The organism is Phytobacter sp. V91, assembly GCF_965644225.1.
Taxonomy (GTDB): Bacteria; Pseudomonadota; Gammaproteobacteria; order Enterobacterales; family Enterobacteriaceae; genus CBFFRJ01.
This window is the reverse complement of sequence record NZ_CBFFRJ010000012.1, coordinates 24,220-44,424: the sequence shown is the minus strand read 5'-3', so window position 1 is coordinate 44,424 and position 20,205 is coordinate 24,220. Positions and strand designations below refer to the sequence as shown.

Here is a 20,205-nt window from a genome sequence, read left to right as displayed (position 1 = left end):
GCGTAACTTCTGCATCGAGTGTTTAGCCCCGAAGCACTTTATCTTTCAGCGCCTGTTTTTCTGCCGCGCTGAGGAAGGCCATTTCCAGACCGTTAATCTGCGCCTGGCGGATCTGTTCGCGGCTTAAGCCCGCAGCAGGCGCTGCAACGTTATATTCATGGCCGATCTCCACGCCCTGGACCGCAGGGTCATCGGTGTTAATCGACGCCAGCACGCCCTGTTGCAAGAAGGTTTTCAGCGGATGGCACGCCAGCGAAGGGACGGTGCTGGTTTGAATATTCGAGGTTAAGCAGGACTCGATACCAATACGCTGCTCAGCGAGAAACGCCACCAGCGCCGGATCCTCAATAGCTTTTACCCCATGACCAATACGCTCGGCGCCCAGCTCGCGAATAGCCTGCCAGATACTTTCAGGGCCAGCGGCTTCACCCGCATGTACGGTAATATGCCATCCCGCGTCGCGGGCGCGATTGAAGTGAGGCAGGAAAAGGGCGCCCGGGAAACCCAGCTCATCACCGGCAAGATCAAGCGCCGTAATTCCATCACGATGGGCGAGCAGGGCCTCAAGCTCCTGCAGACAGGCGGCTTCGCCAAAGGTACGGCTTAAAATACCAATCAGTCGCGCTTCAACGCCAAAGGCTTTACTTCCTTCGCGCACGCCGGCAATCACCGCCTCCACCACACCGGCAACGGGGAGATGATGGGTCATTGCCATATAGCCAGGTGAAAAGCGCAGTTCGACATAATGCAGACCGTTTCGCGCTGCATCTTCCATATTCTCGAAGGCTACCTGACGGCAGGCATCAAGAGAAGCCAGCACTTTCACTCCCCAGTCCAGTTTTGCCAGGAAGCTTACCAGGTCCGGCTCGTTTTGGGTGACTTGTACATGGGGGATAAGGCTTTCCAGCGTTTGTGCAGGCAGATTGAGATTAAACTCACGGCCAAGATCGAGGATGGTTTGTGCCCGAATGTTGCCGTCCAGGTGGCGGTGAATATCAGTTAAAGGCAGGTTAGTATCAATCATGGTCGCACTCTTATTTTAGTTAAAGTGCCGTCCATTATAAAAAGAAACGAAGCTAAAAAGCCATGTTGCGCAAAAAACATCATTCCTCACGCAATCAGGGTCAGCAAATGGCACGGATCCCGGCCAGCAAACGCGCCACGCCCTGCTCGAGTTTTTGCCGCGGGCAACCGGCATTCAGACGGACAAATTGCTGGTAAGGTGCGCCATAGGTCAGCCCTGGCATGATGGCCACCTTCTGGTTGTTGATAAGCTCTTGTTGCAGTGCGTTATCATCAATGTCCAGTGGGGTCAGATCAATCCAGGCCAGATAGGAGGCGTCGGATACCTGCCAGGCCAGTTGTGGGAAAGCGCTATTCAGCGCATCGGCGACAAAGCGCAGGTTTTCCCTGAGGTAGCAGCGCAGAGCATCAAGCCAGGGCGCGCCATCACGGTAAGCGGCAATATGTGCCACCAGCGAGAGTACCGCAGGGGAGGATAGACCGTCTCTGCCTTTGAGAGCTGAAAGGTAGCTTGAGCGCGACGGATCATCGGCAATAAACCCGTAGGCTCCCGTCAATGCCGGAATATTGAAACTCTTGGAAGCGGAGGTAAACAGCGCCCAGGGGCCCCGGGCCACATTGCTCCACGGAATATGCTGATGTTTACTCCACACCATATCCATATGTATTTCATCACTGATCACTTTTACGCCATAGCGTTCACAGAGCAGGGACATTTCGTTGAGCTCATCGCGCGTCCAGACCTTACCGGTGGGATTATGGGGACTGCACAAGAGTAAAATTTTGTTCTGCGGCTGTGCTAGTGCAGACTCCAGCCGTACCATATCGCACTGCCAGCCTGTTTCATGATGTTCCAGTGCAACGGGAACAAGCTGGCGCTGATTTTCAGCGATTGTTTTATAAAACGCATCATACATCGGGGTATGTACCACCACGCCATCACCGGGCTGTGACCACTGGCGGATCATTTCAGCAATCATATAGATAACAGATGGACCGTAAACCAGCGTATTGCTGTCGGTTTCAGTATTAAAACGCTCCCGGAACCAGTGATGTATTGCGCCACTAAACTCTTCATTTTGCCAGCGACTGTAGCCGAGTACGCCGTGACTCAGGCGCTGCTGGATGGCTGAGAGCACGCAAGGGGCGGTGGCGAAGTCCATGTCAGAAATGGTGAACGGGAGCAGCCCCGCGTCACCAAACCGATCTGCAACATAGTCCCATTGGGTACACCATGTGCCGTGGCGATCCACCGTCTGTGAAAAATCAAACATCTGGCCTTCCTTCTGGCAATCGCCCCCAGCGAAGTGAGGGCGGTAATATTAAGCCTGTACTGAGTTCATCAACTCGGTCATTTCGTCTTTTACCGACTGCACCTGCGGGCCAATGACGACCTGCAAATTGTGCTGATTCAACTGAACAATCCCAATCGCGCGATTGGCCTTCAGTGCATTGGTGTCAACCTGCGACATCTCTTTTACCGACAGACGCAGACGTGTGATGCAGTTATCGAGCGTGATAATGTTTTCACTGCCGCCGAGTGCGGCAAGGATCGCTGGTACGTCATAGCCCGACTTGCCCGTTACGCCGCTGACTGCTTTTTCTGGATTGTTTGCGATATCAGTTTCACGTCCAGGTGTTTTAATGTTGAAGCGCAGAATGGCGAAGCGGAAAATAGCGTAGTAAGTAACAAACCAGACGGCAGCTACCACTGGCACCAGATACCATTTGGTCGCCAGCCCGTGCAGAATACCGAACACCACAAAATCGATCACGTTGCCGTCAGTATTGCCGATGGTCACCCCCAGAACGGCCATTACGGTAAAGCCCAGACCGGTAAGCACTGCATGGATGGCGTACAGCGCCGGAGCGACAAACAGGAACAGGAATTCAAGCGGTTCAGTGGTGCCTCCGACCATACAGGCTATAATGCCGGAGATTAACAACCCTTTAATTTTGTGGCGATTTTCCGGTTTCGCACAATGGTACATCGCCAGTGCCGCACCCGGTAATCCACCAAGGAATGCGGGCATTTTACCCTGCGACAGGAAGCGGGTCGCACTCTCGGAGAAACCCTGGGTCGTCGGGCAACTCAGCTGCGCCTGGAAAATGGTTAACGCACCGCTCACACTATGTCCGCAGACATCCATCGTCCCGCCTGCTTCCGTAAAGCGAATAATCGCCACCAGAATATGTTGCAGGCCGAAGGGGAGTAACAGACGTTCGCCGGTGCCAAAGATCATCGGGCCGAAATTACCCGCACCGTTGATAATCTGGCCAAGACCGGTGATGCCCATGGCGAAGTATGGCCAGACCAGGGGGATGAGCAGCCCGACCAGGCCCATAACGACGCTGGTTATGATCGGCACAAAGCGCGTACCACCGAAGAAGGCCAGCGCATCGGGCAGGCGAATGGTATTAAAACGCTCATGCAGGTTCCAGATAATAATCCCGGCAATAACTGCGCCAAGGATCCCGGTATCAATAGACTGGATCCCCAGTACATTCTGGATATTGTTGGCTTTCAGAATAGCCGCATCGGTGGTGGGTAAGATTCCTTTGGCGGTAAGCCAGAAATTGACGGCCAGGTTCATAACCGCGTAGCCCACGAACCCGGCGAAGGCGGCAACGCCTTTGTTTTCACGGGCCAGCCCCAGCGGGATTGCGATACAAAACATTACCGGCAGGAAGCTGAACGCAAAAGAGCCAACTTTTCCCATCCAGATAAAAATCGCCTGCAAAATAGGATTACCCAGTACGGGCAACAGTGTGATAACGCTCTGGCTGCTCAGCGAGCTACCAATCCCCAGCATGATCCCGCAGAAAGAGAGCAGGGCAACAGGCAGCATAAACGTTTTTCCTAATTGCTGGAAAAACTCCCAAAGCGATATTCTTTGCCTTTTTCTACCGGGCATACGTGCTCCTGATTCTTATGTTGAGGTAGTAATGGGCAACAAGATAAAACGTTTTACCTAATTTTAGTGCGAAATAAATCACATATTCAGAGCTGACTTTAGTTTATAAATAACGATATTGATAAATCGTTTTATCTGGCAATAACGATCCCGCTATGTCGATAGTTAAAAAAATCACAATTAATGATGTGGCGCTGGCGGCTGGTGTTTCCGTCACGACGGTTTCTCTGGTGCTCAGCGGTAAAGGTCGCATTTCTGCCCAGACCGGGCAGCGCGTGCATGACGCAATTGAAGAATTGGGATTTGTGCGTAACCGGCAAGCTTCAGCGCTGCGCGGGGGGCAAACGGGGGTTATTGGACTGATTGTCTGCGATCTTGCGCAAACCTTCTATGCGGAAGCGACCTCCGGGTTAAGTGAAGCGCTGGAAAGCGAAGGGCGTATGGTTTTTTTGCTTCACGGCGGGCGAGAGGGTGAGCATATGCTGACGCGCCTGAACACCTTGCTGACACAGGGCGTTGATGGGGTGATTGTGGCCGGTGCGCCGGATGAACAGGGTATGGCATTGCGTGCACGGGCAAAAGAAGTCGGAGTGCCGCTGATTTTTGCTTCGCGTGCCAATTACCCTGATGACCAGGATACCGTACGTCCCGACAATATGCTGGCAGCACAACGGGTGACGGAGCATCTTATTCAAAAGGGACATCAGCGCATTGCCTGGTTAGGGGGGGAAAGCTCGTCGCTGATTCGTGCCGAGCGTGTCGGCGGTTACTGCGCCACACTGCTAAAGTTTGGTCTGCCGTTTCATAGCGACTGGGTTGTAGAGTGTGACGCCAGCCAGAAGCAGGCCGCAGAAGCGATACAGCTACTCCTTAGCCATAATCCAACGATTGATGCGGTTGTCTGCCATAACGGTCCTACTGCCGTAGGTGCATGGTTCGGTCTGATGCGGGCGGGACGCCAGACCGGAAGTGGAATGGATCGCTACTTCGAACAGCAGGTATCGCTGGCCGCTTTTGCCGACGCATGGGAACAAGGGCAATATGATATCCCGGTCACCTGGGCTACCCTCTCGGGCAAAGAAATGGGCTATCTGCTTGCAGAGCGTATTCTGCAACGTATTGAGGAGCCTGAGCGAGCATTGCACCATGTGATGTTGACGCCGGGGCTGGAGGTTAGCCCATAAAAAAGCCCCTCCGCAGAGGGGCCATTCATTACTGTTGCGGTACCGCAGGTACGGCGGGCTCTGCTGGATCCGCCGGAGCTTCTTCTTCCGGTTCTTCTGCGCCCATCTGCCCCAATGCTGGCAGGCCGAACATACCGACAAACTCTTCAAGCGACATCTTTTCGCCATTGAGCGTTACCTGGCCATTCGCGTACTGAAGGCTGGCGCCGATAGTGTTGTTTTCCAGGGTAGTGATGCGGAACATCTGTCCCATCGCCGCTAAGCCTTTTACCTGCTGACTGGCGAGTTTTTCCGCTTCAGCCTGCTGATAATCCTCAAGTTTTGCTACCTGGGTCATAAACTCAACCGCCATATCCATTGGGATGGTGAGTTTGCTGTCCAGTGATTTCACATTACGATCCACTTCATCGGCAAGCGTCTGCGCCGGCGCGGTGTTTGTTGCCGGATCCTTCAGGAACAGTGACAGGTTAAACGCCGTCTCGCCTTTGGCGTTTTTCCAGCTCAGTGGCGCGACGGTAACAACAGGTTCGCCTTTCAGCAGCAAAGGCAGTGCACTAATGAACGCTTCTGCGGCTTTCTGCTGGTACAGCACCGGGTCTTTTACCACCTCTGGCTGCGCCATCAGCGCCTGAGTCTGGTCGGTATACTGCTGCCTGAACTGGTGCCAGGACTGGCCATCAATCTGGCCCACTTTCAGTGTCAGCTTGCCGCTGCCGAGATCCTGGCCCTGAACTTTAAGGCTGCCAATCGTATAATCAATCAGACTGTCGATATTTTTCTTGTCGGCGGCAACTTCAGATTTTGCATTCAGATCCATGCCTTCCAGCACGGCCATCTCTTTGTTTTCGACGGCAATCGCCAGCTTGTCCAGCGTCAGCTTCTGGCTACCAAGACGCTCGTTAAAGCTGGAAAGTTCAGAGCTCCCTTCCGTTTTCAGGTTATTGAAGGAGACCTGTACCCGCTGGTTGTATTCGTTTACCGCGTCAACCAGCGTGCTCTGTACCTGGCCGCTGAAGGTCATGGTGTTGCCGTCTTTATCGGTGCTCAGGCGGAAGTCACCACCGCTAAAGGCCACTTTCTTGCCCTCTTTTTCTGAGTTGAGCGGGCGCAGAGAGATATCGCTACGGGAGTCGCCGGCGTAGCCAATACGGGTATCGACAACAAAGGGTGATTCACCTTTGGCAATATCGAACAGCGGCTTCGTGACCTCATTGTTCACAAGCGTTGAGTGAACAGAGGCCATTGACGGGATCAAACTGAATGATTTGAGCTCTGCCAGCGGGAAGGGACCATGGTCTACCACTTCATGCAGAACAATACTTTGCCCCGCTTTAAGCCAGGGATTCTCTCTGCCATCGGCAGGTTTAATCACCAGCTCAAGCTGGCTGCTGAACAGGCCGCGCTGATAATTTTGCGAGGAGATGACTACGCTGGCTTGTGGCGCAACGCGTGCTATCTGACTATTTGCAGCCGCCACCATTTGTGTCATACGGCTTTCAAGTTGTTTTCCTGTATACCAGGCACCCCCGGTCCAGACCACGCCCAGGGCAACAATAACGCCCGCAGCAACCAGCGATTTTTTCATAACATTTATCCCTAAAAAGAAAACCAGGCGGGATAATCCGCCTGGATTGATGAAAAGGCTGAATAAATCTTAGCAATCCTTGCTAAAAAGTTCAGTAACTTAGTTCAGCTTATTGTAGACCCGCGCAATGCGGCCAGCGCCGCTCACGCTCACCGGCGATTCGTTGGCCGCCACAAACGCGGACTCGCCCGGTTTCAGTATCAGCTGCGTATTTCCCTTACTGAGCACGGCTTCACCTTCCACGCAGAACACAATGGCTGCGCTTTGCTGCGCCAGCTCTACGGGGGTTGCGGCAAGCTCATGCAGGGAAAAGGCGAAATCTGCAACAGGGATGGGAAACTCAAGGGTGGACCCTTCTTTGACCGGTTGAGTCAGCAATTCACTGGCCGGTTTGGCGCTGAATTTGACGTTGGCAACCAGTTCGGGGATATCAATGTATTTAGGTGTCAGACCCGCGCGCAGCACGTTATCCGAGTTGGCCATCACTTCCAGCGCCACGCCTTGCAGATAGGCATGGGGTGTTTCAGCGAACAGGAACATCGCTTCACCCGGATTAAGTTTGACCACGTTCAGTAGCAGAGGGGAGAACAGGCCGCTGTCGTCAGGGTAGAACGCCGAGATAGCGCGGATAGTCTCCCAGGGCTCACCCTGCTGAGTGTTAAGCGCGGCGTTGAGCACGTTCAGCGCGTGGGATTTTTCCTCCCCCTGCATACTTAACAGACCGGCAAACAGCTGGCTCAGTGTGTCAGCCGCCGGTGCCTTCAGAAAATGGTCGATTGCCGTATGGGCGCTGGCGACCGGCTGAAGCAGCGAGGCAATTTCAGTGAAAGGACGAAAGGCATTCATCGCCAGGAAAGGCGTAAGGGCGAAAACCAGCTCGGGTTTATGATTCGGATCTTTGTAATTTCGCTCGGCGGCGCTGAGTGGAATACCGGCGGCATTCTCTTTAGCAAAGCCGATTTCCGAAGCCTGCTTGTTGGGATGCACCTGGATAGAAAGCGGTTGATCGGCGCACAGCACTTTAAACAGAAAAGGTAACTCACCGAAACGTCGGGCAACCGCCGCGCCCAGCAGTGCCTCGGAATCACGCTCAATCACCTGCCGTAACGATTGCGGATTGCCCCCGGCATCCTGTACAGATGAACTGCTCTTTGGGTGTGCTCCCATCCACAATTCTGCCATGGGCAGATTGTCAGGATTGGCAATGCCGTAGAGTTCCGTTAACGCAGTTTTACTTCCCCAGGCATAGTTTTGCACGGAGTTGATCAGTTTTTGCATTATCCCGCCCTTAATTATGTTCAACGTAAGTGCAGGTATTAAAGCAATAAAGCGCCGCGATGTAATTAGCGCATATAAAAAGTCGTACTAGTCTCAGTTTTTGTTAAATAATTGTGTAGGATATGCGGACTCGCTTTTTTGTGGCAGATGGACGTCCTGCCGAACAATAATCAGACTGTGTCGTAAGTGAGAGAACAATGTCGACTAAAACCTTTACTTATCAAGATCCTTTTCCGTTGAAAAAGGACGATACCCAGTACTATTTGCTCAGCAGTGATTACGTGTCAGTGGCCGAATTTGATGGTCAGGAGATCCTCAAAGTAGATCCGCAAGCGCTGACATTGCTGGCCCGGCATGCCTTCCATGATGCCTCTTTTTTGCTGCGACCGGCTCACCAGCAACAGGTAGCCGATATCCTCAGCGATCCTGAGGCCAGTGAAAATGACAAGTACGTCGCTCTGCAATTTTTGCGTAACTCCGAGATAGCCGCCAAAGGGATCCTGCCTACCTGTCAGGACACGGGCACGGCGATTATCATGGGCAAAAAAGGCCAGCGTGTCTGGACCGGCGGTGGCGATGAAGCCGCACTGGCCAGAGGTGTCTACGCTACCTATACCGAAGACAACCTGCGCTATTCGCAAAATGCCGCGCTGGATATGTACAAAGAGGTGAATACCGGCACTAATCTGCCGGCGCAGATTGATTTGTACAGCGTGGATGGGGACGAATACAAATTCCTGTGTATTGCCAAGGGCGGCGGTTCAGCCAATAAAACTTATCTGTATCAGGAAACCAAAGCGCTGCTCAGTCCCGGAAAGCTGAAAAACTATCTGGTGGAGAAGATGCGTACTCTGGGCACCGCCGCCTGCCCGCCGTACCATATCGCTTTTGTGATTGGCGGGACCAGCGCGGAAGCGACACTGAAAACCGTCAAACTCGCCTCAACAAAGTATTACGACGGTTTGCCGACGGAAGGAAACGAGCACGGACAGGCGTTTCGTGACGTGCAGCTTGAGAACGAATTGCTGCTGGAAGCTCAGCAACTCGGGCTTGGCGCGCAGTTTGGCGGTAAATACTTTGCCCACGATATTCGTGTTGTGCGTCTGCCGCGCCACGGGGCCTCATGCCCGGTGGGAATGGGTGTCTCCTGTTCGGCTGACCGCAATATCAAAGGCAAAATTAACCGCGAAGGCGTCTGGCTGGAAAAACTGGAGCAAAATCCGGGTAAATTTATTCCTGAGTCGTTGCGCCAGGCGGGAGAAGGGGAGGCCATTAAGGTGGATCTCAACCGCTCAATGGAAGAGATCCTCGGCCAGCTCAAGAAATATCCGGTTTCCACGCGGCTGTCACTGACCGGCACCATCATCGTGGCGCGAGATATCGCCCATGCCAAACTCAAAGAGTTGATGGATGAAGGTAAGCCGTTACCGCAATACGTTAAAGATCACCCTATTTATTATGCCGGTCCGGCCAAGACGCCAGAAGGCTATGCCTCCGGTTCGCTGGGGCCAACAACCGCAGGCCGTATGGACTCGTATGTTGATCAATTGCAGTCCCAGGGCGGGAGTATGGTTATGCTGGCGAAGGGAAATCGCAGCCAGCAGGTGACGGATGCCTGTCACCGCCATGGTGGTTTCTACCTTGGTAGCATCGGCGGCCCGGCTGCAATTCTGGCGCAGAACAGTATCAAGAGCCTTGAATGCGTGGCTTACCCGGAACTGGGAATGGAAGCCATCTGGAAAATTGAGGTAGAGGATTTCCCGGCCTTTATTCTGGTCGATGATAAAGGCAATGATTTCTTTCAGCAGATCCAGTCGGGCCAGTGCGGCCGCTGCGTAAAATAATCATATCCGCCCTTCGGGGCGGTTTTTTGCGCCCATTTAAGCGCACGAAGCAATAAACGTCGTCATAACAAGCATCAATACTTACGCTTTGTTTGCAGGTGAGCAATGTCGGTACTCAACATCACTTCGTAACAGGGAGAAGGTAATGACAACGGCACGCCGTGAAACAGATTCAATGGGCGCGATTGACGTCCCGGTAGATAAACTTTGGGGAGCGCAAACCCAGCGCTCACTTGAGCATTTTCGTATTTCGACGGAAAAAATGCCGGTCTCGCTTATCTATGCCCTGGCGCTGACCAAACGGGCAGCGGCAAAGGTCAACCAGGATTTAGGACTGCTGGCGGCAGATAAAGCGCAGGTGATTATTGCGGCGGCGGATGAAGTGCTCAGCGGAAAACATCCGGATGAGTTTCCGCTGGCTATCTGGCAAACCGGTTCCGGTACCCAGAGCAATATGAATATGAATGAGGTGCTGGCTAACCGCGCCAGTGAGCTGCTTGGTGGCGAGCGCGGAATGGCGCGTAAAGTGCATCCTAATGATGACGTCAACAAAAGCCAAAGCTCGAATGACGTTTTCCCGACCGCGATGCACGTTGCGGCGATCATTGCCCTGCGTGAGCATCTTATTCCTCAACTGCATGTGCTGAAGAAAACCCTGCATCAGAAAGCCGTTGCTTACGCGGATATTGTCAAAATTGGTCGCACCCACCTACAGGACGCCACACCCTTAACCCTTGGGCAGGAAATTTCTGGCTGGGTGGCGATGCTTGAGCATAACCTCAAACATATTGAGCTGAGTTTACCGCATTTAAGTGAACTCGCCCTAGGGGGGACGGCGGTAGGTACCGGGCTGAACACCCATCCGGAATATGCCGTAAGAGTGGCACAAGAGCTGGCATCATTTACCCGCCAGCCTTTTATCACCGCGCCCAACAAGTTTGAAGCGCTGGCGACCTGCGATGCGCTGGTCCACGCTCACGGTTCGCTGAAAGGGCTGGCGGCGTCATTGATGAAAATTGCCAACGATGTGCGCTGGCTGGCCTCTGGTCCGCGTTGCGGGATTGGCGAAATCGCGATTCCTGAAAACGAGCCGGGTAGCTCCATCATGCCGGGTAAAGTGAACCCCACGCAGTGCGAGGCGATGACCATGCTCTGTTGCCAGGTGCTGGGCAACGATGTGGCCGTCAACATGGGCGGGGCGGCGGGCAACTTCGAGCTGAACGTTTTCCGGCCGATGGTTATCCATAATTTCCTGCAGTCGGTGCGTTTGCTGGCAGACGGCATGGAAAGCTTCAATGAGCACTGCGCGGTGGGTATTGAGCCGAACCGGGATCGGATCGAACAGTTACTCAATGAATCGCTGATGCTGGTCACGGCCCTGAATACGCATATCGGTTATGACAAAGCCGCGGAAATTGCCAAAAAAGCGCATAAGGAAGGGCTGACGCTGAAGGCTGCGGCGCTGGTGCTCGGCTACCTGACGGAAGCCGAGTTCGATACCTGGGTTCGTCCTGAATCGATGGTCGGCAGTATGAAACCGGCCTAACTGGCGAGGTAGAGGTGCAACCGGGGAATAATTAATGTCAACGGCTGCGCCTGCGGTTTATACCGATGCTGAACATTGTCGGCCTGGTAGTTAAGCAACTCGCCAATGTCCGGCACCTTCCCTCCCTGTTCTTCGGATACCAGGGCAATCAATGGCGTGGGGCAGGCGTACTGCACCTGCTTTTGCGAGCCGGAGTACCAGACGCGGGCAATGGGCTGAACTTTGACCGGGCGTTTGATTTTCAGCCTGGCCTGCTGAGGTAGCGCGGCAATATCCTGATACTCCTGCTCAATCCGCTCCTGCCATTGTTCCCTGGTCCATGGAGCGACTGCGCGCGGAGACTTACGGCTTTTATCCAGTACAGCCAGCACCTCGTCGCGGCTAAAGTTCTTGATAATATGTTTGTTCGCCCAGCCAAAGCGCAGAGTTGCCGGGTCGCGGAGCACGCTCAGTGTGCGATAGGCGTTGAGGGTGATAAGTCCGGGCAAATGACGATGCACCCACTCAAAGCGGGCCGCAGAGGGCAGACCGGACTCCAGAGTAACGATGCGCTCAAAGGTCATTTTCAGCGCATTGATGGTATTGACTGAGGTTTCCAGTTGGCTGCGGGTTGGGGCGTCGACCTGATAACAGATAACCCCCGGTAACCGCACGGCGGACTTACTGCTGCGCTTTTCCGACTGTTGCTGAATAAAAAGATGGGTGTAATGTTTCAGCGCCAGCCCGGCGGCCTGTTTGCCGATATGCTGCTTCACTTCAATGGTGGGTAAGGGGTCGTGTTCCGCCCCTTTTTCGACCTCTGGCAGGGAGAATACCCGTCCGGCCAGCAATCTGCATTCTGCAAGTGTGGTCGTAAAATCTGCCAGTTCTCTTTCCAGTTGTCGAAAGGTGGTGTTCAGACGTTCGATAAGGTCATAGCTTGCCATCAGGATACCCAATTAGTTACAACATACTTTTGATATAACACATCAGGTACTGCCTGAAAAGCCTGGTCACTTCGCTTTTCAGGGCAGATCAATATTGTGGTAAATCGGCCAGCGAAAATTGAACCTGGCGCCGCCGGCAGCGCTCGCATCGCAGGTGACTTCACCGCCCATCGCCTGCGCAATGGAGTGGACAATCGCCAGCCCCAGGCCGCAGCCTCCGGTCGCCCGATCGCGGCTGGGATCGAGGCGAACAAAGGGTTCAAACACGCGCTGGCGCTCATCAGGAGCAATGCCCGGGCCGTCATCCTCAACGCTCAGTAAGGCGCTGGCACCGTCGCGTACCAGCGTCACCTGTACCCTGCTTTCACAATAACGCAGCGCATTATTGATAAGATTATCCAGCACCCGCTCCATTAAACGCATATCCAGCGCGCCATAGTCAGCATTTTCATGACTCAGCAGCAGTTGGCGAGCAGGGTTGACGATACGGACATCTGCCATATAGCTGGCAATCCATGCGGCGAAATCGGGAGTCGTGAGCTTAAGTTCGTTTTGCGGTCGGTCAAGACGGGCATACGTCAGTAGCTCTTCGATCAGGGCTTCAAGCTGGCCGATATCGCGATTCAGCGCGGCATGTTCACTTTCATTCAGGTTGTCACTCATTTCGAGACGATAACGTAACCTGACCAGCGGCGTGCGCAACTCATGGGCAATGCCATCAATGAGCTGTTTCTTACTGGCAATCAGGGCGTTAATATTATCGGCCATCTGGTTGAAGGCGATGCCTAAGCGCTCGAAGCTGGAGGTGCTGTCGAAATGAATACGCTCCTCAAGGTGACCTTCGCCAAAGCGTTGCGCTGCTGACTCCAGGCGCAACATCTCCTGCCAGTGGGGGCGCATCCAGATAAATACCGGGAAGGCAAGGGAAATGGCGATAAACACCATCAGCGTAATATCCAGAATGCGCATCTCATGCATATAAAACAGATAGGGCACCGGCCCCACTGCCAGCACGTAATGGCTGCGGGGAATACGCTGAATAAACGTGTACTCGGAATCGAGCGCTACTATGTCACCTTCGCGCATGCGCTGGTCGGCGGGAGGATCGAGCCGGTACTTGCTCATTGGCTCAATGCGTAAATTGAAGGACAGGTTTAAATCCAGATCTTTGAGGGTCTTGTTCCACTGGTGAGGTGGAATTTCCCGCAGTTCGCTGCGCATCAGATACAGCGAGCTTTTCATCAAATCATCAAGAGACTGGCGGCCAGCACGCTCGGCGGTAAATTTATATACCAGTCCCACCAGCATGGTCATCACCAGAAAGCAGACAAACAATAGCAGATAAAACTGGACGAAAAGCTTTTTCATGGCGGCACCGGTGGATGATAAGCGAACTCAGTTATCCCAGGCGTGTGGGGCGAAGAGATAGCCTTTATTGCGCACGGTTTTAATGCGGTAGGGCTCAGTGGCGTTATCAAGCAGCTTTTTGCGTAAGCGGGAAATGGCTACGTCAACACTGCGATCCATACCGTCATAAGTGACGCCGCGCAGGTTTTTAAGTAATGCATCGCGATCCATAATCTGCCCGGCATGGGTGGCAAGCTCCCAGAGCAGATCGAAATCCGCGGTTGAGAGGATAACCTGCTCGCCGGAGAGTAGCACCTGGCGATTGACCGGATCGATGGTCAGGCTGCCAAATCTCAGCGTCTTATGCTGCCTGAGTGCCGGGGCGGGTTCATGTTGCGTCACTTCAGCGCGCTGGCGCAGATGCAGGCGCAACCGTGCCAGCAATACTACGGGCGGCGTCGTTTTGAGAATATAGTCGTTAGCCCCCATCTCGAGAGAAAGAATATGATTCATATCGCTGTCGAGGGAGGTGAGCAGCACGATAGGACCGTTCCAGGTTTTGCGTAAATCACGGCACAGCGTCATACCGTCTTTGCCCGGCAGCATAATGTCCAGCAGCACCAGCTCCGGATCTTCACGGGCGATAACCTCTTCGGCGCGATCGCCACGAGGTTCAACAATAACATCCATATCGTGTTTGCCCAGATAGGCTGCGATCAATGCGCCCACTTCCGGGTCATCTTCCACAAAAACGAGTTTGTTCATATGTCATCGTACTGAGTCGAAAAAGAAAACATACACCGCCTTGGAGGAACCTGCCATTAATCTTTTCTAAAAGAGCGGGCTTCCGTTATGCTGTAGGTCTTTGTTGTTTATGAATTATAGGTATATGTATGGGGCTGGTGATAAAAGCGGCATTAGGTGCTCTGGTGGTGCTTCTGATTGGCATTTTAGCCAAAACCAAAAATTACTATATTGCCGGGCTGATCCCCTTATTTCCGACATTTGCCTTGATTGCTCACTATATTGTGGCCAGCGAGCGGGGCATTGATGCGCTGCGCACCACCATCGTATTCGGTATGTGGTCCATCATTCCCTACTTTCTTTATCTGCTTTCGCTATGGTACTTCACTGGTTTTATGCGCCTGGGACCAGCGCTGGGCGGAGCCGTTATCTGCTGGAGCCTCAGCGCATGGGTACTGATTTTCTTCTGGAGCCGCTTCCATTAATTAACGTAGCGGACGGCCGCCATCAACAGCAAAACTGCGTCCGGTGACATAACAGCTGGTCAGCAGATAATCGACGATATCAAGGATCTCTTTCTCGCCAGGGGCGATTTTCATCAGTGATTTATTCAATGCCTGCTGGCGATATTCAGCGTCATCAGATTCATTGAACAAAATCATCGCAGGGGCAATGGCGTTGACTTTTACCTCCGGGGCGAGCTTTTTGGCAAAGGAGCGGGTCATATTATCCAGCGCCGCTTTACTGGCGGCATAGGCGATATGCTTATCGCTGCCGCACTCAACGACATAATCCGTTATGTGGATGATATCACTGGCGGCGTGGCCGAATCCGCGCAGCAGACCCTCCAGCGCGTGATTAAGCAGATAGGGGGCGTGGACGTGAATTTGCAGCATGTTTGACAGCACGTCCGTCAGCGGCGTGCCGCGCTTTTCTGCCTGCCAGTCGCTGGCATTATGAATAATGGCCCGCAGGCCAGAGGTTTCCGTTTTAACCCTTGCGGCGAAGGCGTTAATTCCCTCATCGGTACTGAAGTCGGCCTGAATACAGACCGCTCCTGCCTTCTCTAACTGGTCGATTGCCGGATAATGCGTCCGGTAGCTCACAATGACGGGCTGTTGCTGGCTGAGTAAATGGTGGGCAAGGGCGAGGCCGATACGTCGACCTCCACCAGTAATCAAAATCGGACGCGCTTTGGTCTTTCCCATCGGGTTTCTCCATTAACGATGGGGAAGATCCTCTTACCCCATCAACATCCACGTGGCCGGAACGGCGGCGATCAAGAGAAAAGCGATCAGCACCTGTTCCCGGCGTTTGAGCAGGCTGGTTATGTCATGCGTTCTGCGGGCGTACATAAACACCAACAGCCCCGGCGCATAGAGCACAACCGAGAGCAGCAAATGCATCGGACCGGACGCATACAGCAACCACAAACCATAGACACAGGCGCCAACAGCGACGGCTTTATGCAATGGGCGGCAGGCAACTTTGAATAAAAATGCCCCCACCAGCAAATAAGGGACCAGAATCATCTCCGACGCAATGGTCAACAGGGTGTTGTAATCTGAACCTGTGAGCCAGATCAGCACCAGACAAACCTGAACGCTAATATTGGTGAGCCAGAGCGAAGCTGACGGGGCGTTGTTTTTATTCTGCCAGGCGAAGATCCGCGGGAAGGCTTTGTGGGTTGCCGCCAGCAGCGGAACCTCGGCGGCCATAATCGTCCAGCTCAGATAGGCTCCGCAGACAGAAACAATTAATCCGGCCGCAATGACCACATCGCCCCAGGATCCCATCAAATTCACCATCAGACCGGCCATGGAAGGATTACGCATCGCTGCCAGCTCCGGGCGGGCAATCACCCCCATCGACAGTAACGTCACCAGCAGATAGACCGCCAGTGCCGCCAGAACGGCCATCAGCGTGGCGCGTCCAACATCCTGCTTATTGCGGGCGCGGGCCGAAACCACCACAGCGCCTTCGACCCCGATAAAGACCCACAGAGTGATGAGCATGGTATTTTTCACCTGCTCCCAGACCGGTACGCCAAGTTCAATACCTGAAAAATCGAGCCGGAAGGTATCAAAATGAAAGGCAAGGGTCGCAAGAGCAATAAACAGACCCAGAGGCACCAGTTTTGCCAGCGTCGCGGCGAGGTTAATACTGGCGGCTGTCTGTACTCCGCGCAAAATCAGCGCATGCACAACCCACAGCAGCACGGAAGCGCCGACGATAGATTGCCAGGTGTTTCCGTCGCCAAACAGGCGTAATTCAGGTGTGTCGGTAAAGAAGCTAAGGGCGGAAAAGACGATAACCAGGTAGGAGACGTTGGCGATAACCGCGCACAGCCAGTATCCCCACGCCGAACAAAATCCGATTAATTCGCCAAAACCTTCTCGGGCATAGGTGAAAATCCCGCCATCCAGATCGGGGCGGATGCGGGTCAAAATTAACATCGCAAAAGCGAGGAACAGGATCCCGGTGCCGGTAATCGCCCAGCCAATCAGTAAAGCCAAAGGACTGGCGACCTGCGCCATATTTTGCGGAAGGCTGAATACACCCGCTCCCAGCATTGAGCTAAGAACCAACGCAGTTAAAGCACTCAAGCCAAGTTTCTTTTCCATGGGTATCCTGTTAAGAAAGAACTCAATCCAGAATAATTATTTTGCACAAGCGCATAAAAATGGTGGATATGACTAAGGCGCGGGATTTTACGGAGAGTCGCAATGGCCTGCAATGCAGGATGGCTGAAATTTGCAGAAAAAATGAAAAAAAGGCGACTGATGCCGCCTTTAAACGCGAGAATTACTTGTAGAGGTCCGCGCTGATGGTGATGTTACTGCCGTTTTCCTGCCACTGGCGGGTAATATGGTAGTACTTCGCACCTTTCTTCGCCGCACGCTTGGCAACCTGATAGGAGATTTCCGTCATGTTGCCGTAGTTACCGGTGAACTTGATGCTGTCAAACGGCACCATTTGCGCAGCAGTGACCTTATTCACCTCTTCGATTTTGGTGCCATCAGGCAGATTTACCGTGTAACGGCCAGCTTTTGAACTTTGCGTTTCAAAGAAACGTCCCACTTCATAGCTCGGAGCCGCGCTGGTGGCAACGCCTGGGATTTCGACGTTTTTGGCTTCTTCGCCACCTTTCGCCAGTGCTGCGCGTCCGGCTTCAGAGTCACGAGGAATCGCATCCGGGCTTTGCAGTACGCGTTTTTTCGCATCGGCTTTATACACGTAGGCGGTAATCATCTGGTTGCCGCCCTGGTTGGCGTCAACCTGACGCACGATATAGAACGACGCCGCGCCTTTGGCTTTTGCCGCTTTGCTGATGGCATCGTTGACTTCAGGCTGGGTACGATAAAAACCCTGCACGCTTACCGTGTCAAAAGGTTCCAGTGCAATGGCTTGATCTTTAGGTAATTCGGTCACGCCATTCATCACGCGGAGTTTGACGGTATCGGCTTTCGGCGCATCGGCCTTGTACAAATCGGCGCTGACACGCTGGTTGCCGCTGTTGCCGAAGTCTGACATGTCCACAACATAGAATGAGGCCGCGCCTTCTTTATCTGCACGGTTGGAAACAGCGTTGACGGCATCGCCAATCGAGTTATAGCGACCATTAATTACAACACGGTCATAGGGTTTTAACGCTGCTGCTTGCTCCGGCGTTAACTCTGTCGCTGCATTTGCCGACAGGGCCGTTACGGACAGAAATGCTGACGCCAGGAGGGTGAACTTATGCTTCATAAAAATAATCCTTCGCCTTGCGCAAACCAGTTACTGGTGTGGTAGTTGTCTAAAAAACGTTGGAGATTATTGCATTTAAATATCACTACTGTCTGCGTCATTTTTCACTGCGCGTGCTACCCGGAAGACGTTTTTCGATAACCTTTAGTGATATGTTGAAAAAACACCCGCTTGACCATCAAAAGCGATAAAGCATACGCATTTTTTAGGTTAATACTTTGTTAATTGCCTGTTTATTGATGGAGATAAATCGTGTTTTGCCCCGCCACATGAGCGGAATATCGGCCTGTTGTGACGAATTAAAGGGAAATAACCATGCCAGCTTGTGCTGTTACCCGGTTTTCACAGATAAAAAAGGAATTTCTGTTTTCTGGTGCTAGATCACAAGCGTGATTTTCAGTAGGTTATAGAAAGTTTGTTACTGTTTTATTTTCCGGGATGCACCTCTTCGCAGATGTATTTGTGATTGTGCTGCCCGGTCATCACTGACAAACCATCATCTAAAATCGATGGAAGGGAAAACTATGCGTATTGGTGTACCAAAAGAACGGTTGGCCAATGAAACCCGCGTTGCGGCGACGCCGAAAACGGTCGAGCAACTGCTTAAATTGGGTTTCACCGTCGCGATTGAAAGCGGCGCTGGCAAGCTGGCAAGTTTCGACGATCATGCCTTTACCGAGGCTGGCGCCTCCGTTGTGGACGGCAATGATGTCTGGCAGTCAGATATTATTCTCAAGGTGAATGCTCCTGGCGATGATGAAATCGCGTTGCTTAACCCTGGTACAACCCTGGTGAGTTTTATCTGGCCTGCGCAAAACAGCGAGCTGATGGAAAAACTGGCCGCACGTAATGTTACCGTGATGGCGATGGACTCCGTGCCGCGTATTTCACGCGCTCAGTCGCTGGATGCATTAAGCTCGATGGCTAACATTGCGGGCTATCGCGCTATCGTTGAAGCGGCGCACCAGTTTGGTCGTTTCTTTACCGGGCAAATCACGGCGGCAGGCAAAGTGCCGCCAGCGAAAGTCATGGTGATCGGTGCGGGTGTGGCGGGTCTGGCGGCGATTGGCGCGGCTAACAGCCTTGGGGCGATTGTTCGCGCATTCGATACCCGACCAGAAGTGAAGGAACAGGTCCAGAGTATGGGCGCTGAGTTCCTTGAGCTGGATTTCAAAGAAGAAGCGGGTAGCGGCGACGGCTACGCGAAGGTAATGTCTGAAGCCTTCATTAAAGCAGAAATGGAACTCTTCGCCGCTCAGGCGAAAGATGTCGATATTATCGTCACCACGGCACTGATTCCGGGCAAACCTGCTCCGAAGCTAATTACCCGTGAAATGGTCGACTCCATGAAGTCTGGCAGTGTGGTGGTGGATCTGGCGGCGCAAAACGGCGGCAACTGTGAATACACCGTCTCTAATGAAGTCGTTACAACAGCCAATGGCGTCAAAATTATTGGTTACACCGACTTGCCGGGCCGCCTGTCTGCGCAATCTTCCCAGCTCTACGGCACCAACCTGGTCAACCTGCTTAAGCTGCTCTGCAAAGAGAAAGATGGCAATGTGGCGGTCGATTTCGAGGATGTAGTGGTGCGCGGCGTGACCGTCATTCGTGACGGTGAAGTGACCTGGCCGGCTCCGCCGATTCAGGTATCCGCCCAGCCTCAGGCTGCAGCAAAAGCCGCCCCTGCGGCAAAAGTTGAAGCAAAACCGGCATCGCCATGGATCAAATACGGCATTATGGCACTGGTTGTCGTGCTGTTTGGCTGGCTTGCTGACGTTGCGCCGAAGGAGTTCCTTGGCCACTTCACCGTGTTCGCCCTGGCCTGTGTGGTGGGTTACTACGTGGTGTGGAACGTATCGCATGCGCTGCATACGCCGCTGATGTCGGTAACGAACGCCATCTCCGGCATTATTGTGGTTGGGGCGCTTTTACAGATTGGTCATGGCGGCTGGGTTAGCTTCCTGAGCTTTATCGCTGTACTGATCGCCAGCATTAATATTTTTGGTGGTTTCACCGTCACTCAGCGCATGCTGAAAATGTTCCGGAAGAACTAAGGGGTAGCA

The 20,205-nt window shown here is 53.2% G+C and carries 16 protein-coding genes; 5 read left to right on the top strand and 11 right to left on the bottom strand.

What is annotated here, in order from left to right; all coding sequences use genetic code 11:
* Positions 1–22 precede the first annotated feature (22 nt).
* The 3 genes from add to malX all read right to left on the bottom strand — a co-directional run bounded on the left by add (position 23) and on the right by malX (position 3,938).
* Positions 23–1,024: an adenosine deaminase gene (gene add / locus ACSZO4_RS04120; protein ID WP_437887577.1), complete on the bottom strand. Its 1,002-nt coding sequence runs from the start codon at positions 1,022–1,024 to the stop codon at positions 23–25.
* A 100-nt stretch (positions 1,025–1,124) separates the two neighbouring features.
* Positions 1,125–2,297, bottom strand: coding sequence for a MalY/PatB family protein (locus ACSZO4_RS04115; protein WP_437887576.1), 1,173 nt, complete (start codon positions 2,295–2,297; stop codon positions 1,125–1,127).
* Between the two features lie 48 nt (positions 2,298–2,345).
* Positions 2,346–3,938 (bottom strand): maltose/glucose-specific PTS transporter subunit IIBC, encoded by a 1,593-nt coding sequence (gene malX, locus ACSZO4_RS04110; protein ID WP_437887575.1) that lies wholly within the window; start codon positions 3,936–3,938, stop codon positions 2,346–2,348.
* Positions 3,939–4,093: 155 nt separating this feature from the next.
* Here malX and malI point away from each other — a divergent pair, with 155 nt between their 5' ends.
* Positions 4,094–5,122 carry a Mal regulon transcriptional regulator MalI gene (malI, locus tag ACSZO4_RS04105; protein WP_437887574.1) on the top strand — a complete coding sequence of 343 codons (1,029 nt, stop codon included), beginning with the start codon at positions 4,094–4,096 and terminating at the stop codon, positions 5,120–5,122.
* A gap of 28 nt (positions 5,123–5,150) precedes the next feature.
* Here malI and ACSZO4_RS04100 read toward each other — a convergent pair whose 3' ends face one another.
* On the bottom strand, positions 5,151–6,707 hold the full coding sequence (locus ACSZO4_RS04100; protein WP_437887573.1) for a YdgA family protein: 1,557 nt from the start codon (positions 6,705–6,707) through the stop codon (positions 5,151–5,153).
* Between the two features lie 99 nt (positions 6,708–6,806).
* On the bottom strand, positions 6,807–7,985 hold the full coding sequence (gene manA, locus ACSZO4_RS04095; RefSeq protein ID WP_437887572.1) for a mannose-6-phosphate isomerase: 1,179 nt from the start codon (positions 7,983–7,985) through the stop codon (positions 6,807–6,809).
* A gap of 197 nt (positions 7,986–8,182) precedes the next feature.
* Here manA and fumA point away from each other — a divergent pair, with 197 nt between their 5' ends.
* Positions 8,183–9,829, top strand: a complete 1,647-nt coding sequence (gene fumA / locus ACSZO4_RS04090; protein ID WP_437887571.1) for a class I fumarate hydratase FumA — start codon at positions 8,183–8,185, stop codon at positions 9,827–9,829.
* Positions 9,830–9,974: 145 nt separating this feature from the next.
* Positions 9,975–11,375 (top strand): class II fumarate hydratase, encoded by a 1,401-nt coding sequence (gene fumC / locus ACSZO4_RS04085; protein WP_437887570.1) that lies wholly within the window; start codon positions 9,975–9,977, stop codon positions 11,373–11,375.
* Here the strand turns inward: fumC and tus are convergent.
* From tus to rstA, 3 genes are all read right to left on the bottom strand, one after another.
* A complete protein-coding gene (gene tus, locus ACSZO4_RS04080; RefSeq protein WP_437887569.1) occupies positions 11,372–12,301 on the bottom strand; it encodes a DNA replication terminus site-binding protein in 930 nt (309 codons plus the stop codon). The genes fumC and tus overlap by 4 nt on opposite strands.
* Positions 12,302–12,379: 78 nt before the next feature.
* The gene (gene rstB / locus ACSZO4_RS04075; RefSeq protein ID WP_437887568.1) at positions 12,380–13,669 is read right to left on the bottom strand and encodes a two-component system sensor histidine kinase RstB; all 1,290 of its coding nucleotides are present in this window, start codon (positions 13,667–13,669) and stop codon (positions 12,380–12,382) included.
* Positions 13,670–13,696: 27 nt separating this feature from the next.
* On the bottom strand, positions 13,697–14,413 hold the full coding sequence (rstA, locus tag ACSZO4_RS04070; RefSeq protein WP_437887567.1) for a two-component system response regulator RstA: 717 nt from the start codon (positions 14,411–14,413) through the stop codon (positions 13,697–13,699).
* A gap of 128 nt (positions 14,414–14,541) precedes the next feature.
* On the opposite strand from rstA, the gene ACSZO4_RS04065 reads away from it, so the two are divergent.
* Positions 14,542–14,877, top strand: a complete 336-nt coding sequence (locus ACSZO4_RS04065; protein WP_437887566.1) for a GlpM family protein — start codon at positions 14,542–14,544, stop codon at positions 14,875–14,877.
* On the opposite strand, the gene folM is transcribed toward ACSZO4_RS04065, so the two are convergent.
* From folM to ydgH, 3 genes are all read right to left on the bottom strand, one after another.
* Complete coding sequence (folM, locus tag ACSZO4_RS04060) at positions 14,878–15,600, bottom strand: dihydromonapterin reductase (RefSeq protein WP_437887565.1); 723 nt, start codon at positions 15,598–15,600, stop codon at positions 14,878–14,880. It abuts the gene before it with no gap.
* A 33-nt stretch (positions 15,601–15,633) separates the two neighbouring features.
* Positions 15,634–17,016 (bottom strand): amino acid permease, encoded by a 1,383-nt coding sequence (locus ACSZO4_RS04055; RefSeq protein WP_437887564.1) that lies wholly within the window; start codon positions 17,014–17,016, stop codon positions 15,634–15,636.
* A gap of 181 nt (positions 17,017–17,197) precedes the next feature.
* Entirely contained in the window at positions 17,198–18,142 is a 945-nt protein-coding gene (ydgH, locus tag ACSZO4_RS04050) for a DUF1471 family protein YdgH (protein WP_437887563.1), read from the bottom strand.
* Between the two features lie 524 nt (positions 18,143–18,666).
* On the opposite strand from ydgH, the gene pntA reads away from it, so the two are divergent.
* Positions 18,667–20,196 carry a Re/Si-specific NAD(P)(+) transhydrogenase subunit alpha gene (gene pntA, locus ACSZO4_RS04045; RefSeq protein ID WP_437887562.1) on the top strand — a complete coding sequence of 510 codons (1,530 nt, stop codon included), beginning with the start codon at positions 18,667–18,669 and terminating at the stop codon, positions 20,194–20,196.
* Positions 20,197–20,205 lie beyond the last annotated feature (9 nt).

Bases quoted from the DNA above. Each gene is read 5' to 3' on its own strand.
- rstB (WP_437887568.1), bottom strand. From the start codon at position 13,669: ATGAAAAAGCTTTTCGTCCAGTTTTATCTGCTATTGTTTGTCTGCTTT.
- ACSZO4_RS04065 (WP_437887566.1), top strand. From the start codon at position 14,542: ATGGGGCTGGTGATAAAAGCGGCATTAGGTGCTCTGGTGGTGCTTCTG.
- ydgH (WP_437887563.1), bottom strand. From the start codon at position 18,142: ATGAAGCATAAGTTCACCCTCCTGGCGTCAGCATTTCTGTCCGTAACG.
- pntA (WP_437887562.1), top strand. From the start codon at position 18,667: ATGCGTATTGGTGTACCAAAAGAACGGTTGGCCAATGAAACCCGCGTT.
- malI (WP_437887574.1), top strand. From the start codon at position 4,094: ATGTCGATAGTTAAAAAAATCACAATTAATGATGTGGCGCTGGCGGCT.
- manA (WP_437887572.1), bottom strand. From the start codon at position 7,985: ATGCAAAAACTGATCAACTCCGTGCAAAACTATGCCTGGGGAAGTAAA.
- ACSZO4_RS04055 (WP_437887564.1), bottom strand. From the start codon at position 17,016: ATGGAAAAGAAACTTGGCTTGAGTGCTTTAACTGCGTTGGTTCTTAGC.
- fumC (WP_437887570.1), top strand. From the start codon at position 9,975: ATGACAACGGCACGCCGTGAAACAGATTCAATGGGCGCGATTGACGTC.
- fumA (WP_437887571.1), top strand. From the start codon at position 8,183: ATGTCGACTAAAACCTTTACTTATCAAGATCCTTTTCCGTTGAAAAAG.
- tus (WP_437887569.1), bottom strand. From the start codon at position 12,301: ATGGCAAGCTATGACCTTATCGAACGTCTGAACACCACCTTTCGACAA.
- folM (WP_437887565.1), bottom strand. From the start codon at position 15,600: ATGGGAAAGACCAAAGCGCGTCCGATTTTGATTACTGGTGGAGGTCGA.
- malX (WP_437887575.1), bottom strand. From the start codon at position 3,938: ATGCCCGGTAGAAAAAGGCAAAGAATATCGCTTTGGGAGTTTTTCCAG.
- ACSZO4_RS04115 (WP_437887576.1), bottom strand. From the start codon at position 2,297: ATGTTTGATTTTTCACAGACGGTGGATCGCCACGGCACATGGTGTACC.
- ACSZO4_RS04100 (WP_437887573.1), bottom strand. From the start codon at position 6,707: ATGAAAAAATCGCTGGTTGCTGCGGGCGTTATTGTTGCCCTGGGCGTG.
- rstA (WP_437887567.1), bottom strand. From the start codon at position 14,413: ATGAACAAACTCGTTTTTGTGGAAGATGACCCGGAAGTGGGCGCATTG.
- add (WP_437887577.1), bottom strand. From the start codon at position 1,024: ATGATTGATACTAACCTGCCTTTAACTGATATTCACCGCCACCTGGAC.